Source organism: Psychrobacter sp. SC65A.3 (assembly GCF_025642195.1).
GTDB lineage: Bacteria > Pseudomonadota > Gammaproteobacteria > Pseudomonadales > Moraxellaceae > Psychrobacter > Psychrobacter cryohalolentis.
Map to the genome: position 1 here is coordinate 2,743,626 of NZ_CP106752.1, position 17,738 is coordinate 2,761,363.

Annotated in this window: 12 protein-coding genes; 3 read left to right on the forward strand and 9 right to left on the reverse strand. The window is 44.4% G+C overall.

Annotated elements, in window-relative coordinates; all coding sequences use genetic code 11:
- Positions 1-380: 380 nt before the first annotated feature.
- The gene (gene purL / locus OEG80_RS11625; RefSeq protein ID WP_263240959.1) at positions 381-4,379 is read right to left on the reverse strand and encodes a phosphoribosylformylglycinamidine synthase; all 3,999 of its coding nucleotides are present in this window, start codon (positions 4,377-4,379) and stop codon (positions 381-383) included.
- Positions 4,380-4,815: 436 nt separating this feature from the next.
- Between purL and OEG80_RS11630 the strand changes: the two genes are divergently transcribed.
- Entirely contained in the window at positions 4,816-5,310 is a 495-nt protein-coding gene (locus tag OEG80_RS11630) for a pyridoxamine 5'-phosphate oxidase family protein (protein ID WP_263240961.1), read from the forward strand.
- Positions 5,311-5,452: 142 nt separating this feature from the next.
- Here the strand turns inward: OEG80_RS11630 and pgsA are convergent, their stop codons facing one another.
- The 5 genes from pgsA to OEG80_RS11655 form a co-directional block, all read right to left on the reverse strand.
- A complete protein-coding gene (gene pgsA, locus OEG80_RS11635; protein WP_011512579.1) occupies positions 5,453-6,133 on the reverse strand; it encodes a CDP-diacylglycerol--glycerol-3-phosphate 3-phosphatidyltransferase in 681 nt (226 codons plus the stop codon).
- Positions 6,134-6,732: 599 nt separating this feature from the next.
- The gene (locus tag OEG80_RS11640; RefSeq protein ID WP_011512578.1) at positions 6,733-7,164 is read right to left on the reverse strand and encodes an MgtC/SapB family protein; all 432 of its coding nucleotides are present in this window, start codon (positions 7,162-7,164) and stop codon (positions 6,733-6,735) included.
- Between the two features lie 98 nt (positions 7,165-7,262).
- Positions 7,263-8,432: an NAD(P)/FAD-dependent oxidoreductase gene (locus OEG80_RS11645; protein ID WP_263240963.1), complete on the reverse strand. Its 1,170-nt coding sequence runs from the start codon at positions 8,430-8,432 to the stop codon at positions 7,263-7,265.
- Between the two features lie 357 nt (positions 8,433-8,789).
- On the reverse strand, positions 8,790-10,757 hold the full coding sequence (acs, locus tag OEG80_RS11650; protein WP_263240965.1) for an acetate--CoA ligase: 1,968 nt from the start codon (positions 10,755-10,757) through the stop codon (positions 8,790-8,792).
- A gap of 15 nt (positions 10,758-10,772) precedes the next feature.
- Complete coding sequence (locus tag OEG80_RS11655; RefSeq protein WP_181209436.1) at positions 10,773-10,922, reverse strand: hypothetical protein; 150 nt, start codon at positions 10,920-10,922, stop codon at positions 10,773-10,775.
- A 222-nt stretch (positions 10,923-11,144) separates the two neighbouring features.
- Between OEG80_RS11655 and OEG80_RS11660 the strand changes: the two genes are divergently transcribed.
- On the forward strand, positions 11,145-12,446 hold the full coding sequence (locus tag OEG80_RS11660) for an NAD(P)/FAD-dependent oxidoreductase (RefSeq protein ID WP_263240967.1): 1,302 nt from the start codon (positions 11,145-11,147) through the stop codon (positions 12,444-12,446).
- Positions 12,447-12,520: 74 nt separating this feature from the next.
- On the opposite strand, the gene OEG80_RS11665 is transcribed toward OEG80_RS11660, so the two are convergent.
- The 3 genes from OEG80_RS11665 to trpB all read right to left on the reverse strand — a co-directional run bounded on the left by OEG80_RS11665 (position 12,521) and on the right by trpB (position 16,418).
- Positions 12,521-13,624: an alkene reductase gene (locus OEG80_RS11665; RefSeq protein WP_020442567.1), complete on the reverse strand. Its 1,104-nt coding sequence runs from the start codon at positions 13,622-13,624 to the stop codon at positions 12,521-12,523.
- A 570-nt stretch (positions 13,625-14,194) separates the two neighbouring features.
- Positions 14,195-15,091, reverse strand: a complete 897-nt coding sequence (locus tag OEG80_RS11670) for a DMT family transporter (RefSeq protein WP_201530510.1) — start codon at positions 15,089-15,091, stop codon at positions 14,195-14,197.
- A 100-nt stretch (positions 15,092-15,191) separates the two neighbouring features.
- Positions 15,192-16,418: a tryptophan synthase subunit beta gene (gene trpB, locus OEG80_RS11675; RefSeq protein WP_201550508.1), complete on the reverse strand. Its 1,227-nt coding sequence runs from the start codon at positions 16,416-16,418 to the stop codon at positions 15,192-15,194.
- Positions 16,419-16,703: 285 nt separating this feature from the next.
- Here trpB and OEG80_RS11680 point away from each other — a divergent pair, with 285 nt between their 5' ends.
- Positions 16,704-17,708, forward strand: coding sequence for a lipoate--protein ligase (locus OEG80_RS11680; RefSeq protein ID WP_201530512.1), 1,005 nt, complete (start codon positions 16,704-16,706; stop codon positions 17,706-17,708).
- Positions 17,709-17,738: the final 30 nt, after the last annotated feature.

Sequence of the window (17,738 nt, forward strand, 5' to 3'; positions counted from 1 at the left end):
TTTATTAACGAAATAAATCAATCTTAATTGTCTAGCTATTGACTCTAAAAGTTCGTAGGGTGCGCCTAGCGCACCAATTAGAATTAAAGCATAAAATTATTTATCACAAAATAGTTGCCTTGAGGCGAGTTTTAGCCCCGACTGTAGCGGTATCCTGCTGGATTGGGCGAGTTGCGGTGGCTAGAGTTTGAGGTGGTGTCGAGGCAACAGCAACATCTCAACTTGTGTCACCGCCTCGCCCAGACTGGCAGATACAAGCGGAAGGCGGGATTAGCTCCGCCTACTTCTTAAAACTCAAATCCCAAATACAAAAAAGGTGAGCTTTGCGCCCACCTTCTCATTTTAAAAAACAGCTGTCTAAAATAATACCCTAAAACAGCTTAACGCAACCAAGCGCGAGCGTTACGGAACATACGCATCCACGCGCCGTCCTCGTCCCACTCTTCTGGCTTCCAGCTGTGATTGTAGGCACGTAGCGTACGTTCAGGGTGCGGCATCATGATGGTGACGCGACCGTCGGTGCTACACAGACCCGTGACACCGCCGAGCGAACCGTTTGGATTAAGCGGATAAGTCTCGGTTGGATGACCTTGGCTATCGACAAAGCGCATGGCGAGCTGACCGTGTTTTGCCATACCGTCGATCTCGGTGTTGTCCAGCGTGGCATAGCCTTCACCGTGCGCGACAGCGATTGGTAAGATACTGTCTTGCATGCCTTTGAATAGGATAGACTTGGTACGCTCAACTTTGACGTTGACGGTACGCGCTTCAAAACGAGCTGATTTATTGGCGATAAAGCGTGGGAAGTTTTCCGCACCTGGGATGAGGTCTTTCAATTGCGCCATCATCTGACAACCGTTACAGACACCGAGTGAAAAGGTATCAGGACGGGCAAAGAAGCGCACGAACTGCATGCGCAACTCATCATGGAACAAGATAGAGTTTGCCCAGCCAGAGCCTGCGCCCAATACGTCACCGTAGCTAAAGCCACCACAAGCGACCAGACCATCGAAGTCACGTAGATTAATACGACCTTCAAGTAAATCGCTCATATGGACATCGACCGCTTCAAAACCAGCTTGGGTAAAGCCTGCTGCCATTTCTGTCTGACCGTTGACGCCTTGCTCGCGCAGGATAGCGACTCTTGGTTTAGTGTCACGGCTGTTTAAGTATGGTTCTTCAACTTTTTGATTGAGATCAAAGTTTGGCGCAGCGATTAAACCTTGATGGCTAGCATCGCTAATCAAGTCATACTCTTGCTGGACGCAAGCTGGATTGTCACGGCGACGAGCGATTTGATAGCTGACCTGACTCCACTCGCACTGCAGCTCGCTACGGCTAAAGCGTAGAGTGTTATCACCCATGTGCAAAGGCGTTTGGATGATTAAGCTATCTTCTTCCGAGCTTTGACCGACGAGGCTTAGCATATCGCTGACATTAAATTCTTCTGCCATTTGCATTAACGCCGCGACATTTTCTGGTAATACTTGAATGACTGCGCCTAGCTCTTCACTGAATAGTTGACCGAGTAAGTTATCATCAGTCAATGACAGCTTGATGCCTTGACGGCTAGTGAACTGCATCTCAGCGATAGTTGCTAGCAAGCCACCATCACCGATATCGTGATAAGCACTGATGACGCCTTGCGCGTTGCCTGCTTGGATAAAGTTAAAGAAGTCGACCAAGTCACTTGGTTGCCCCAAGTCTGGGCAGTCATTACCTAATTGGCTAAGCGTTTGCGCAAGGATTGAACCGCCGAGACGCAATTGTCCTTTAGACAAATCAATACGATAAAACGCGCTATCACCATTAATAAGCTCAGGGGTTAGCGTTTTTGCGACGTCAACCACAGGAGCAAAGGCAGTAATAACCAAGCTCATTGGCGACACGACTGATTTATCCGTGCTGCCGTTCTCGTCTTCGTCCGTCCAATTAGCACGCATCGATAGCGAGTCTTTACCAACGGGGATAGCGATACCTAATGCTGGGCATAGTTCTTGACCGACGGTATATACGGCATCAAATAATGCAGCATCTTCTGCATCATCACCGCACGCTGCCATCCAGTTTGCTGACATGGTGATATCAGATAGCTGACTAATACGTGCACCAGCGATATTGGTGATTGCTTCACCAACCGCCAATCGCGCAGAGGCTTTTGGGCTAATAAGTGCAACAGGCGTACGCTCGCCGACACTCATCGCTTCACCGCTCATTGTCTGACCATCTAGCGCAATCAAGCCTGAAGCCGTAACGGCACAATCAGCAACGGGCACTTGATAACGACCAACATACTGATCACGGACAACCATACCCGTGATAGAGCGGTCACCAATGCTAATGAGGAATGATTTGCTAGCAACGGTCGGATGACGTAGCACATCTTTGATTGATTCTGCTAGATTAACTTCACCAAGCTCTAATGCTGGCAAGGCCGTCTCTTGACGCGTAAAGCTGCGCTGCATTTTTGGTGTACCACCAAGCAATACTTGCATCGGCATATCGACTGGTTGCTCAGGGAGCAATTCATCATTAACGACGAGCTGACGTACTTCAGTGGCTTCACCTAAAATGGCATACGGGCAGCGCTCACGAGCACAGATGGCATCGAATTGATCCTTGCTCTCAGGGCGAATCGCTAGCACATAACGCTCTTGCGCTTCGTTTGACCAGATAGCCATTGGCGACATGCCAGCTTCTAGCGACGGAATTTTACGTAGATTTAGCACCGCGCCCATTTCATGGTCATTGACCAATTCTGGCATCGCATTAGACAGACCACCTGCACCCACGTCATGCAACGAGACGATTGGGTTGCCATCTTTACTATTATTACTTGCATCAACATCATTACCAGCCAGCGCCCAACAGCGATCCATCACTTCTTGACAGCGACGTTCCATCTCAGCGTTATCACGCTGTACAGAGGCAAAGTCTAAGCCTTCATCAAGTGAACCACTATCGACCGAAGATGCCGCGCCACCGCCCAAACCAATCTGCATCGCAGGGCCACCAAGGACTATTAATAAATCACCTTGCTGAATGGCATTTTTTTCAATGAGATTGCGTTTGATATTGCCGTAACCGCCTGCTAGCATGATTGGCTTATGATAGCCGCGCATTTGGCTGCCATCTTTTGCCGCTGACGTGTCCAACTGGAAGCTACGGAAATAACCGCATAGGTTTGGACGACCAAATTCGTTTGAGAAGTTGGCTGAGCCTAATGGTGCTTCAGTCATAATCTCAAGACTGGTTGCCATACGATCTGGCGTACCATAATCCTGTGTACTTAATTGACCTGACTGCTCCCATTTTTCCGCAAGCTCTGGAATGTGAAGATGTGACACATGGAAACCAGTTAAACCGGCTTTTGGCTTACCGCCACGACCAGTTGCGCCTTCATCACGAATCTCACCGCCCGCACCTGTCGCTGCACCTGCATACGGCGCGATAGCAGTTGGATGGTTATGCGTTTCGACTTTCATTAAGATATCGATTTCTTCTTGATGGAAATCGTAAGGATGGATTGAGTTGGCGTCCATTGAATCCGTAGGAATCGGATAAAAACGCATCCCTTTAGAGCCTGCCATCACTGCCGCGTTGTCTTTATAAGCAGACAAGATGCCTTGAGGATTGGCTTTATAAGTATTCTTAATCATTTGGAACAGTGACTTTGGCTGAACTGCGCCATCTACCGTCCATTCAGCATTAAAGATTTTATGACGGCAATGCTCAGAATTTGCTTGGGCAAACATCATCAGCTCAACGTCCGTTGGATTACGCTTGAGTTCATTGACGTAAGCATTCATCAGATAGTCGATATCTTCGCTCGATAACGCAAAACCAAATTCTTTATTTGCCGACTCAAGCGCCGACTGACCTTGTCCAATCACATCAATATGATTGAGTGATGCTGGTTGTCCATCGTCAAACAGATGACTGACCTTATCTAAATCATAGACTAAGCTTTGCGTCATTTTGTCGAACAATAATTGCTCAGCGTCTACTGGCAGTTTTTCGCCTGCTTCGCCATCAACGGTTAGCGTATAAACAATGACGCGCTCAACACGATTAATGGCAATTTCACAGTTATTAAAGATATCGGTCGCTTTACTTGCCCATGGCGATATGGTGCCAAAACGTGGACCAACGATAACTTGTAGTTGATTGTCTTGCGGGGCTTCAAAGACAGTGCCACTGTCGACAGCAAGTAAGTCTAGCGCTTTTTTATGCTCATCACCTTTGAGTTCTCGTGATAACACATACACTTGCTGAGTATGAATTTGGCTGACATTTAGCTCGGTTTTTTGCTGAAACTGACTGATGAGTTGCTGCGTCTGAAAATCGGTAAGAAACGGTTGTCCGGCGATGGTCATCATAAAGGCATATTCCATAGGATATAGGCAATAACAGGCATCTTTGCCATGCTAAGTAAATGGTTCGCGTATTATAACAAGAAGCCCTGTAATAAGCAGGACAAAACCAAGATAAATTGCCAATCGCTTAGGTAATATTATGCTGAAAGATTGAGCAAATACTATCAATTTGCTATCAAAGCAGCAAGCCTAACAGCACAGCGTCACAATATTTACTCAATTCTTATAGTCCTTACAAACACTCACAGTGTATTACTAGCAACCTATATAAATAGCCCAGCAGAAATCGCTATTCTAGATAGCAGTTCTTGACCAGCCAGTTTTTATAAAGCCAGCTTTTATAAAATAAACGCTTTGTCTACACTAACCTCTTAATAATTATTTCTCTAACAACTATAAATTCAAAATTTATTTACAATAATGAAAAAGGATATCCACCATGAGTAACCAAGAGCATCTCGATAAAATCCAAGCCGTCATCAAAGACGTGAAATTTGCCATGATGAGTACCAGCAATAAAAAAGGCGATCTTCATGCGTGGCCAATGACCACAAGTGAGGTCAATCTCGATAATAAAGAGATCTGGTTTATTGGCGATAAGACATCAGACGTCGTCAAAGATATTCAGGATGATGCAAGAATCGGGCTGACTTATGCCACTCAAGATGAAAAGAACTTTGTTTCTATCAGTGCTAACGCTGAATTACCGACAGACAAAGCTAAATTGGATGAGCTTTGGTCGCCAGTTTATAGTGCCTTTTTTGAGCATGGTAAAGAAGATAAAAACGTACAATTGATTAAAGTAGTTCCTCATGGTGTCGAATGCTGGCTTAGTGGTAGTACAGTGATGAATATGTTTAAGATGGCAGCGGCAGCCGTACAAGAAGGCAAAACTGCTGAAGATATGGGCGAGACCTTTTCTGTTTCTTTATAATTTATCATTAAACTAATAAATAGCTAAAAAAATTTATCATAAAAAACGCCAGTGGCTGATGCGACTGGCGTTTTTTATCGACTGGGCTTTATAGTTTTAGAATAAAAGGATAAGATTTAACCACTATCTATTTAGCTACCTTTTACCCACTTTGCTTTAAATACGGCCACGCAGCTTTAAGATAAATCATCATCGACCATAACGTTAGAATCACTGCCGCTACCATCAATACATAGCCGATGGTTTCAAGCGATTCCCAATTTAACAAAAGCACTGTAATCGCTATCATCTGAAAGGTGGTTTTGAGCTTACCTACATAAGACACCGCTACACTGGTACTTTTACCCAGTTCTGCCATCCATTCACGCAGTGCCGATACGGCGATTTCACGCGAGATAATTACAATTGCTGCTATCGCCATGATGATATTGGGATGCCATTGCACTAAGATAATGAGCGCGGCTGCTACCATCAGCTTATCAGCGACTGGGTCTAAAAATCGACCAAAGGCTGATACCACATTGAGCTTACGAGCAAAATAGCCATCGAGCCAATCAGTAATAGCTGCAAGAATAAAAACGCCTGTTAATAACAAGTGACGCAATAGACTGTCGCTAAAGTCACTCATACCAACCTTTGCAATCACGTTGTCAGAGATTGCTGGCATGCCGATCCCCATAGCAGGTGGCCAATAGGCAATCGCAACAAATAGCGGAATCATCAAGATACGCGCAATCGTCAGGTTATTGGGCAAATTAAAAATACTTTTGTTATTCTGCGTACTTGACGGCTCCTGCGGATGCAAATGCGTGCTCTCAGTCATGGCAAACCTAGTTTAATATTGACCTAATAATGACGGATAGCTTAGCATTTTTCAGCCAAGTCGTCATGCCCTCTATGTAGGTATCGTTTATGCCAAGCGTATATTTTTCTAATTGAGCAATTTTTATCCTAGATGTGGCGTATTTAGCCATTTTAATGAGTAATAGCTGATTTTTATCACTGTTCCTTATCGCTATTTTTTGCAAAAACACCTCAATACTGTTGAATGCCTAGATAGATCCATACATACACCGTCTAAAACGTAATAACATGTAAGCAAGCTTAGGAAAATAGCGGAATGTCGGTTATCATGAGCCGATGATATCGATACACTTGTACACTAAAAATTGTAAGCAGATGTAAGAGTTTCTTGAACTGTCTCTTTTCAACCAAATATAAATAATAAGAACAACATCTAGTAATAATAATAAATTTGTATCAATTTATTTGTGGCTTATGATTTTTCATTTGATCGCATGATAAGTTTTCCTCAGTCCACGGTATCTCCTCCGTGGGCTCTTTTTTTGTCTGCTATTTAGTCGTTTTATTCGCTGGGTGTCCTTTCCTTTATACATCGCCTCGCAGTATTTTTATTGGTTTCTACAGCTTTTCTTTTGACTTAAACGGCTCAGAGAATTGCAAGATCAAAAAACCAACCACAGACAAGATAATCGCAATTTCATAACGCCCATAAGCGACTGAAATACCAATAGCGCCGGTATTCCAAAGGCTTGCTGCCGTTGCTGTACCTTTTGATCCTTGTTCATTTTTAAATATCGCGCCGCCACCGATAAAACCCATGCCGGTGATGATGGCATACATGATTCTCGCCTCACCAGTCGCATCATAAATATCCATACCAACGAGCATAAAAGCACAGGAAGCAATGGTCACTAAAGGAAAAGTTCTAAGCCCTGCGCCGTTGTCTTTCATCTCGCGGTTGAGTGCAATCGGTAAGGAAAGAATAAAGGCAATTCCTAATTGAAAAAAATGAAATTGCATCAGCTCCATATCGATATCAAATCCAGACATAGCGTTCTACCCCCTCTTATAACGATAAACGTTTTAATTTTTAGTGTTGGTTATGAGCTTGTTTACCGTTTTAAAAAATACGCTTTCAGTCATCGTTTTTAACTGATTTGGTCAGCGCAGATTTTTGCTACGGTTTGTTTTGCCATCTGATAGCAGCTTTCAATGTTACCTTGTCCACACCAGTCGCCACTGACAATCCATTGACGCGGCTCATCAACTAAAATACCAAACTCTGTATTATCAAGCTGTTTAAGGGTTGCAGCATAACGCCAGCGATGACAATCGATTTGGCTTGGCGTACTATTTTCATCCCAACTCAACGCTTGCTTTGCTGCTTGTAGCAAGGTTGCTTTTACAGCTTCTATATCGTCATCGACATGCTGCTCCGACCAATCGTTGCGAGCATGAATAGTGATACTGGGTAATAGACTGCCATGGTCAGGTTTTTGATGTTCAATAAAGATACGATCGAGCACCGAATCCTGCACGTAAGCCACATCCCATAAAGGGGGTGACGTGTTTAATGCAGGAGGTAAAAGCTGCTCTTTATCCCACCCAAGCATCAAGGTATAACAGGCCTGCATCTGTGCTTCGCTAATTTTTGCAAGCTCTTCAAAATTGCTATCCGCCATCAGCTCTACAGCTTGACCATTGGGCGCTGTACAAATTACCCAATCATAGCTGCCAAGGCTGTTGCTATTCTCATCAAACAGCTCAGTTTTGTTATTAGCCTCATTTTGTTCTACAAAATCTTCTTTGCGTAATGGCGCCACACGAGTTTTAAAGTTTATATTTGTATGCTTTAGTTCATCAGCCAAGGCACGACCCCAACTGGTCATTTTGGGTGTGCTGATATAACGCGCTTGGGTACTGCTCCATTGTTCCTTGGCTTGTATGTCAGCATTCTGAGCGGCATCGTGATAGGGTATTAAGTCCACCACATTGGCATACCATGGCTGCAATAAATCACTTTGTAGCCATGGTTTGATAAACTGCTGAAAGTCAGCAGTTTTGGCAGTAAAAAACTGCGCCCCAAATGCCCATTGCCAGTTTTTATGCGTTGCGCTGTCCGTGCGATATCGCGTTGCTAAACGACCAACGCTACGGGATTTCTCAAAAATAGTAATTTTAGGTGATACTGATTTACCGTTTGCTTCAATAAAAATGCGCTCCAATAACGTAGCCGTAAATAAGCCAGTCAAACCCCCGCCAATAATCGCAATTTTCGGTATGGATTGTTCAGTCGTATGCAACGCAGAATCAGTCATAATGACAATAAACCTTATAAAATATTTAGCAAAATAGTAAGTAGTCAGATGAAAGTAAGGGGGTTATTCTAAAAAATATTGAACCTCTAAAGCCTGCTAATATAGTTAATCCATTTTAAAAAAGGGTACAGAACTACTAGGGTTAATTATTTGCAGCCTCTGTCTGCGCAGGCACAGCAAGCAAGAAAAATTAACCCCAGTAGTACTTTATAATGTTTGTATCTCTTTTATTTAGGACCGACTATATCCATGATATTTCGGTAAAAAGCCATGCTACTTTTATAGCATGGCTTTTTACCTCAGCTTCCAATCATTTTTAAGCATTGACCCTATTCAAATTTTATTGATATTGAACAATCAATGTGATTTTGCCCGTTCGGTTTTAACCACTTCGACCAACTCATTGATGACAGAGCTATCAGCAAGGGTAGATAAATCACCCAGTCCAACATATTGTCCTGCCGCCAGACTACGCAAAATACGGCGCATGATTTTACCGGAGCGGGTTTTGGGTAGTACATTGACCATATAGATGGCATCTAGATTGGCAATCGGACCAATCTCAGAGCGCACATGGCGGTTTAACTCCGATTTTAGTGATTCAGTTGCCGTTTCACTCGACTTTAAGATAACAAAAGCGCAAATTCCCATGCCACGTATGTCGTGCGGCATTCCTACAACAGCTGCCTCTGCCGTCGCTGGGTGTGCGACTATCGAGCTTTCAATCTCTGCTGTGCCCAGTCTGTGTCCTGACACATTGAGCACATCGTCGACACGACCGGTAATCCAGTAGTGACCATCTTCATCACGCTGTACCCCATCACCGGTAAAATAATAGCCGGGATACTCGGTAAAATACGTCGCTAAAAAGCGCGCGTGGTCTTGATAAATGGTACGCATCTGACCGGGCCAACTACTATTAATCACCAAATTACCCTCAGCAGCACCTTCAAGCGCAACACCATCAGTATCAATGACTTCAGGGACGATACCATATAGAGGATTCATAGCCGCGCCCGGCTTCATTGCGACCGTCCCCGGTATTGGCGCGAGCATAATACCGCCAGTTTCTGTCTGCCACCAAGTATCGACAACCGGACACTTGCTGCCACCGACGACATGATAGTACCAATCCCACGCTTCAGGATTGATGGGTTCCCCAACTGTCCCAAGTAAGCGCAGACTTGAGCGATCCGACTCACGTACAAAGGTATCGCCCTCTTTCATCATGGCTCTGATAGCGGTCGGTGCAGTATACAAGACAGTAATTTGGTGCTTATCGATAATATGCCCAATGCGTGCCCATGTAGGATACTCTGGCACGCCCTCAAACATGACTGTCGTAGTACCATTGGCAAGCGGTGCATAAGTGGCGTAGGTATGACCCGTCACCCAACCAACGTCTGCGGTACACCAGAACACGTCATCCTCTTTAATATCAAAAACATCACGAAACGTGGACAGCGCATAAGTAATATAGCCACCTGTGGTATGCAACACGCCTTTGGGCTTACCTGTTGAACCAGAGGTATATAATAAGAATAGCGGGTCTTCTGCATTCATAACTTCAGGTTCGCAGTGCTGCGACTCACCATCGACCAAGCTGTGATACCAGATATCACGGCGACCACTCATCGGCACCGAGTTACCCGTACGATGGACGACGATAACATTACTGACGCTGCCTGTGCCATCCATATCTAGCGCACGATCGACATTGGCTTTGAGTGGCGTACGCTTGTTACCACGAATACCTTCATCAGCGGTAATGACCAGCTTAGACTGACTATCAATGATACGATTACCCAAGCTCTCAGCGGAAAAACCGCCAAATACCACTGAATGTACCGCGCCAATACGCGTACACGCCAGCATGGCAACCACCGCTTCTGGTATCATCGGCATATATAAGGTGACGCGATCGCCCTTTTTGACCCCAAGCTTGCGCATGGCATTACCTAAGCGACAAACGGCTTCATGCAGCTCTTTAAATGAGATTATTTTATGCAAGGAAGGATGATCCCCTTCCCAAATGATGGCAGGCTTGTAAGGGTTGTTTTTGACGTGGCGATCCAGACAGTTGACTGAAATATTCAGTTCGCCATCCTCAAACCATTTAATGCGAAAGTCTTCTAAGTCGTAGCTGACGTCGCTGATTTTGGTGGGCTTTTTTATCCAATCAATCAGCTCGGCACGCTCCGCCCAAAAGGCATCTGTCGCCTCAGCTGATGCAATCGATTGCTTATATTGTTCAGCATACTGTTCGGCGGTGATATTGGCTGCGGCGAGGAATTCAGGCGCAATGGGAAATGATTTTTGAGTCATGAGCTTCATCCTTTTTTAATTATTATGACCTGTAGCAAACATCGCTGATAGCGAGGATTGGCACAGGCAATAAGGGTCATCTTCCATAATAGTGACACTCAAAGACAGTTTGACAAATATGCTGAATGGTTGCAAGGCATCAACCACTAATCGCAACAATTGCATAGCACATCAGTATGTTTAACAGTGCAGATTCTATGGCAGATATTTTTTACCGCTCTTTTTTGAAAATGCAGTTGCGACAATGCTATTTAATCCTTGTAACCTGTTATAAAACATGGACAATAGCAACCTGATATCAAGCACTATAATTGATATCGCCATTCTTTATATGACAATAGGCTCTATAAGCCTTATTTGCTCTTTTAAAATCAGGAACTACCGACCATGGACAAGCACCGTACTGCCTCACAATACTCGCATTATGATGTCATCATCATTGGTGCTGGTGCGTCAGGGTTATATTGCGCATTAACCGCCGGTCGCCGTGGTCGCCGTGTATTAGTACTGGACCATGCCAATAAAGCTGGCAAAAAAATCCTTATGTCTGGTGGCGGGCGCTGTAACTTTACCAATTACTTTGTGGAGCCTGAGCATTTTATCGGTAGTAACCCGCATTTTTGTAAATCAGCGCTCAGTCGATATCCGAGTTGGGAGTTTATCGGTATGGTTGAGCAGCATAAAATACCCTACCATGAGCGCGAGCATGGTCAGCTATTCTGCGATGATTCGGCGCAAGACATCTTGACGATGCTGCTCGATGAATGTGCCGCTGTCGGTGTACAAGTCAGGCTCAACACTCAAGTCGACAGCGTGCAAGCGCTCGAAAACGATCAAAAGTCGCACTTTCAATTACTAACCAGTAAAGCGCTGAGCAAAAAAGAAAAGCAAGAGAAAAAAGAGGCTCCAGAGAACGCTAAGCCTGTGCAAATAGGTTTTCGCTGTGAGTCACTGGTCGTGGCAACGGGCGGACTGTCTATTCCAACCATGGGTGCGAGTGGGTTAGGCTATGAGTTGGCACAGCAATTTGGTCATAGTCTAATAACGACTGATGCCAGCTTAGTGCCTTTTACCTTTACCGATAAAACTGGCGAGTTGATTCGTACGCTTGCTGGTATTAGTATCCCTGTGATTGCCAGCAATGATCGCATCTCATTTAAATTGCCACTACTATTTACCCATCGCGGACTCTCTGGTCCTGCTATGTTGCAGCTGTCTAACTACTGGCATACAGGCGAAACCATCAGTATCAATCTGCTCCCCAATATCGATATGACCACCCTATTGCTTGCACATAAAAAAACGCATCCAAGACAGCTTATCCGTACGGTATTGGCGGATTATACAGACAATGCCTTACCCAAAAAATTGCTGGCAGCGCTACAAACGACTTTTTGGGATGACATTAAAGACAAAGAGCTTGCCAATATTAAAGATGAGCGTTTAATTGAACTTGGTGAAACACTTAATGGTTGGCAGCTAAAACCTTCTGGTACCGAAGGCTATCGCACTGCTGAGGTCACGCGCGGCGGCATCAAGACTGATGAAGTCTCATCAAAGACTATGCAAAGTAATTATCAAGATGGTCTGTATTTTATTGGTGAAGTGCTGGATGTCACAGGCTGGCTCGGTGGTTATAACTTCCAATGGGCGTGGGCAAGTGGTTTTGTCTGCGGTGAGATAGCTTAAATCATATTGACCAAATCATAAAAAGCCACCTTACGAATTATCGCAAGGTGGCTTTTTTATTGACCGTCAAACCATTATGCTTGGTTTAAAAACGGATAATCGGTATAGCCTTCTGTGCCGCCACCATAGAAGCTCTGCGGATGTTGCTCATTTAGCGGCGCGCCTTCACGAATACGCTCAGCCAAATCAGGATTGGCGATGTAATCACGGCCAAACGCCACGGCATCGATGTAGCCTGACTTGATGTTTCTTTCAGCCTTTTCCGCTGTATACCCACCTGCAGCAATGATTGTCTGATCAAAGGCATCGCGAACACGCTGACGGAACGCATCGCTATAAGGCGTTCCACCTGCCCAATCAGGCTCAGATAAATGCAAATACATAATAGCGCGTTGATTGATTTGTTCAATCAGCCAAATGTTTTCATCTTCGTTATATCCAGCTTCCACATTATTAAACGTACCAAGTGGTGAAATACGAATACCGACATGGTCCGCATCCCATGCGTCGACACAAGCATCAATCACAGCCAGCATCAAGCGTGCACGGTTCTCACGGCTACCGCCATATTCATCAGTACGCTGATTGGTATGCTCAGCCCAAAATTGATGTAATAGATAGCCATGTGCACCATGAATTTCCACTCCATCAAAACCCGCCTCTTTAGCGTTTTTGGTCGCAAGACCGAAATCAGCAATAACTTGCTCTATCTCTTCCAGTGTCGCAGGACGCGGTGTGGTCGCTTCAACTCGAATGGCTTGGTTGTTGCTATCGCGCAGTGAAGTACGTACTCCCACATGAACATCGGAGGCAGAGATCGGCGCCTTACCATCAGGCTGAACGCTTTCGTGTGCTACAAGACCAGTGTGCCAGAGCTGTACTACTATCTTGCCGCCTTTTGCATGGACGTTATCGACAATGGTTTTCCACGCTGTCGTCTGATCTTCGGTATGGATACCAGGCGCGCCTGCATAGCCTTTTGCCTGAAAAGAAACCTGTGTCGCTTCAGCAATGACAAGCCCAGCACCGCTACGCTGTGAGTAATACTCGCCAGCAAGCGCTGTAGGGACATCACCGGGCTCGACAGAGCGCAAGCGCGTCAAAGGTGCCATAATGATGCGATTTTTTAGGGTTTGGGTGCCCATTTTGACGGGTTCGAATAAATTATCATGTGCCATAAAAAGCCTTATTTGCTGTTATAAAAATACGGTTATAGAATTTGTTAATGATGAATAATTCACACTTAATATTACGTCCAAAACGCATTAAGCACGCTATTCATAAGCCGTGTTCTTTATAGGGCGTAGATACGGTAATTCCAAGGAAAAATTACAAACAAAAATATCAATATGGCATGATATCGGTATTGATAATACTCATTATTCAAAGCCTCTTACTAGCATATTAAGCGAATGACTTTAATCAGATTGGCTGATTATTTCATTAAGCCTTTATCCAGCTGATGGCAACAGACAATCAAGATATCTTTTGGAGCGCTGCTGCCCATTACCACTACTTTTGAAGAGCTGGTCGAATAGGCGGTATTTTGGGAAAATTATGGGCAACGTTATCCCAATGGCTACGTGGTAAAAGACGCCAAATTTTTATTGGATGTATATCGCAATGCGATTTTCTTCGATTTGGCGTGCCGATGGCGACAATAGAGAGTGCTTAGAAGGGCTATTTTGCCAAAAAAAACCTGATTTTACACAGGTTTTTTTATATGAAATTTAAAAACAGTAAATATTTTATGACTTTAGCATCTTTTTAAAAGACAAATTCAAAGACAAATAAGTACCAAATAATATCACTATAGAGCCGATAATCGCGGGCGTATCTAATGCCTCTCCAAGCAGCAGATAACCTAAAATAATGGCAAAAATCGGAATCACCAAAGTAATACTGGTCGCTCGTACTGGACCGATACTTTTAATCAACTGATTCATAAAAATCAGCGCGATGGCAGTCGAAAATACGCCGATACAAATGACAGAAATCCAAGCGGTGAGACTGATGCTCTTACCATAAGGAAACTCATAAACCGCCACAGGCAACATAATCACACTGGCAATGATAAGCGAGCCTGCGGTAATCGCTACTGGAGAGACATTTTCCAAGTAATTTCGAGTGATGTTTGCCCCAAGCGCGTAGCCAACACAGGCCAGTAATGCGTAGCCCATCGGTAATAACCCAGAACCTGACCCAGCGCCTTGCCCGCTAAATAAGTTCTCGCTCATTAGAATCATCACGCCGATCACACCGATCACCAAACCGAGAATTTGCTTTTTTGACAGTCTGTCTTTAAAAAATACACTGGCAATAAAGCCGCTTATCATTGGCACAGATGCATTAAGCACTGCCAATACGCCAGCGTTTACCGAGCGTGCTGAAAATGCAAACAAGATAAAGGGCACTGCTGCGGAGAACAGCCCAACCAACGTTAATACTTTCCAATTTTCACGAATGCCTACTCTGTTTTTCTTTTTTAGTATTACAAACACCAACATCGTCAGTCCAGCCAAGACCACACGTAGGCTGGCAAAAGCTAACGAGCCAAATTCAGGCACGCCAATACGATAAAAAATGAAAGACAGCGACCACATAAAAGATAAGGTGATAAAAATAATGAGGTCGCGGTTAGACATGAGAGGATCCTATCGAGCATTAGACAGTAAAAAAACCTCGATGATAACTGGTTAAGCGCTCAATAGGTATTGTATTTTCTGTACTTATCACAGATTTATTTTATAAATCCATCTTGTCCAAAATAAAATCGATGTCTTTGTCACCGCGCCCTGACAAATTAACCAAAATCGTCTCATCCGCTGACATATCTTTGGCTATTTTCATGGCATAAGCGATGGCATGTGCCGACTCTAAGGCAGGAATAATACCCTCAAGGCGCGATAATACCATAAACGCTTCTAAACATTCAGCATCAGTCGCTGATTCATAGGTCGCGAGCTCTAAATCTCGCAGGTGCGAATGCTGTGGTCCAACCCCTGGATAATCAAGACCGGAGGCAATTGAATGTACAGGAGCTGGCTCACCTTTTTCATCGAGCAATACATAACACTTAAACCCATGAATCTCGCCTTTCACGCCCAGTGACATCGTCGCCGCATGGTTAGGGGTATCCAAGCCTTCGCCTGCTGGTTCCACGCCTATTTTTTCTACATCTTTATCATCAAAAAATCCGCTAAACATACCAATGGCATTAGAGCCGCCGCCAATACAAGCAACTACCTTATTGGGCAGCTTACCCGTTGTCGTTAAGAACTGCGCCCGTGCTTCATGTCCGATCACCGATTGAAAATAGCTGACCATTTCAGGATAGGGCGCAGGTCCCAGTGCCGAGCCAATCGCAAACATACTGGTATCGAGCTCATTAAGATAGGTTTCAAAGGCGCTATCAACCGCTTCTTTTAGCGTACCAGCACCGCGCGAGACTGGTACGATATTGGCACCCAAAATCTTCATACGGCTGACGTTTGGATGCTCCTTTTTAATATCGACCACACCCATGTGAATCTCACACTCCATACCCATCAAGGCCGCTGCCGTTGCCAATGCTACGCCATGTTGCCCCGCGCCCGTTTCGGCAATCACTTTGGTTTTGCCTAATTTCTTGGCTAATAATACTTCACCCAAACAGTGATTAATCTTGTGCGCGCCCGTATGGTTTAAGTCTTCACGTTTAAAATAAATCTGCGCGCCGCCGCAATGCTCGGTCAAACGCTGCGCATGATAAATAGGACTTGGACGACCGACATAGGTCTCACGCAAGCGCTTCATCTCAGCGATAAAATCGTCATTTTTAATGATTTCACGAAAGCCTACTTCGATTTCTGCCATGGCTTTGGCCAGCTCGGGATGAGCAATTTTGCCACCGAACTCTCCGTATAAACCATCGTCATTGGGCAAAATTGATTGATGTAAACCGTAGCCAGTGGCGGTATTTTGCGTTGTCATAGTTAAGCCTTATCGTTTTAAATGGAGTATTAATATTGTTGTCTTTGCCGAATTATTTAGCTTTTTTAAGGATAAAAATAATTGAATGTATTTGCGTTCTAGTACATTGAAACAAGATGATAAGCGAAATTATTCAGAAGGTCAAGTCTGTACATTGATAGTTGTCAGCTTCAATCGTCAATCCTCACTACCACACTCCCATTGAATTCCAATCTCGCATCGGCAACAATGACAGTACGGATTTATAAAAGCCAAACTAAAAATCTCTGCCCAAAAGGACAAACAATGAAACTGCGCATTTTAAAGTCTGCTGTGACCAACCCTTGGTTTAACCTCGCGACCGAGGATTGGATATTTAATACGCTCAATCCCGACTCGCACACGCTATTTTTATGGCGCAATAGCGAGACCGTGGTCATTGGGCGCTCACAAAACCCATGGGTAGAATGCAAAATCAATAAGATGGAAGCTGACGATGTGTTTTTGGCACGGCGTCAGAGTGGCGGCGGCGCGGTATTTCATGATCTGGGCAATACTAACTTTACCTTTTTATCGCCCAAAGACGACTACGACCAAGAAGCGAACTTTACTATTATCATCAATGCGCTAAAAAAATTGGGTATAGACGCTGAGTTGTCTGGGCGTAACGACATGCAAGTCGGTGATAAGAAAATATCAGGTAGCGCCTTTAAACACGCGGCTGATCGCAGCTTTCATCATGGCACATTACTAGTCAATGCCAATATGCAAAAGCTGGGCGATTATCTTAATCCGCATCCACTTAAGCTAAAAGCAAAAGGGATTAAATCTGTCCGTGCGCGCGTCGCTAACTTGGTTGAGTTTAATGCAGACATCAATCATGAGACTTTATCCAAGGCGATTATCGAAGCGTTTTGTGAGTATTATGGTGATACTGCGCCAGTAGAAGAATTGGATGAAGCCAGTCTCGCCAAGCAACCTAACCTGAATAAATATTATCAACAAATGGCAGATTGGGATTGGCGCTTTGGCAAAACCCCTGAATTTACCCATCACATTGAGACGCGATTTGATTGGGGCATTATTGATTTGCACCTTGATGTGAAGCAAGCAGTGATACGCGAAGTGGTCATCTTCTCTGACGCGCTAAACGTTGAGTTGATTGATCTTTTAAAAGAATCACTGGCAGATGTTAAGTACGACAAGCATGAGATTAAAGCTAAGTTTGATGAGCTCAGCAGAGCGCATCCTGATTTGGCAACGCAGATTGACGATGTGTCGGATTGGCTAATTGGAGAGATGGAAGGGTAGATTTTCTACAAGACAAATAGTAGGCAATTA

Excerpts from the sequence above, each read along its gene's own strand:
- purL (WP_263240959.1), bottom strand. The coding sequence starts at position 4,379 with ATGATGACCATCGCCGGACAACCGTTTCTTACCGATTTTCAGACGCAG.
- OEG80_RS11630 (WP_263240961.1), top strand. The coding sequence starts at position 4,816 with ATGAGTAACCAAGAGCATCTCGATAAAATCCAAGCCGTCATCAAAGAC.
- pgsA (WP_011512579.1), bottom strand. The coding sequence starts at position 6,133 with ATGACTGAGAGCACGCATTTGCATCCGCAGGAGCCGTCAAGTACGCAG.
- OEG80_RS11640 (WP_011512578.1), bottom strand. The coding sequence starts at position 7,164 with ATGTCTGGATTTGATATCGATATGGAGCTGATGCAATTTCATTTTTTT.
- OEG80_RS11645 (WP_263240963.1), bottom strand. The coding sequence starts at position 8,432 with ATGACTGATTCTGCGTTGCATACGACTGAACAATCCATACCGAAAATT.
- acs (WP_263240965.1), bottom strand. The coding sequence starts at position 10,757 with ATGACTCAAAAATCATTTCCCATTGCGCCTGAATTCCTCGCCGCAGCC.
- OEG80_RS11655 (WP_181209436.1), bottom strand. The coding sequence starts at position 10,922 with ATGCAATTGTTGCGATTAGTGGTTGATGCCTTGCAACCATTCAGCATA.
- OEG80_RS11660 (WP_263240967.1), top strand. The coding sequence starts at position 11,145 with ATGGACAAGCACCGTACTGCCTCACAATACTCGCATTATGATGTCATC.
- OEG80_RS11665 (WP_020442567.1), bottom strand. The coding sequence starts at position 13,624 with ATGGCACATGATAATTTATTCGAACCCGTCAAAATGGGCACCCAAACC.
- OEG80_RS11670 (WP_201530510.1), bottom strand. The coding sequence starts at position 15,091 with ATGTCTAACCGCGACCTCATTATTTTTATCACCTTATCTTTTATGTGG.
- trpB (WP_201550508.1), bottom strand. The coding sequence starts at position 16,418 with ATGACAACGCAAAATACCGCCACTGGCTACGGTTTACATCAATCAATT.
- OEG80_RS11680 (WP_201530512.1), top strand. The coding sequence starts at position 16,704 with ATGAAACTGCGCATTTTAAAGTCTGCTGTGACCAACCCTTGGTTTAAC.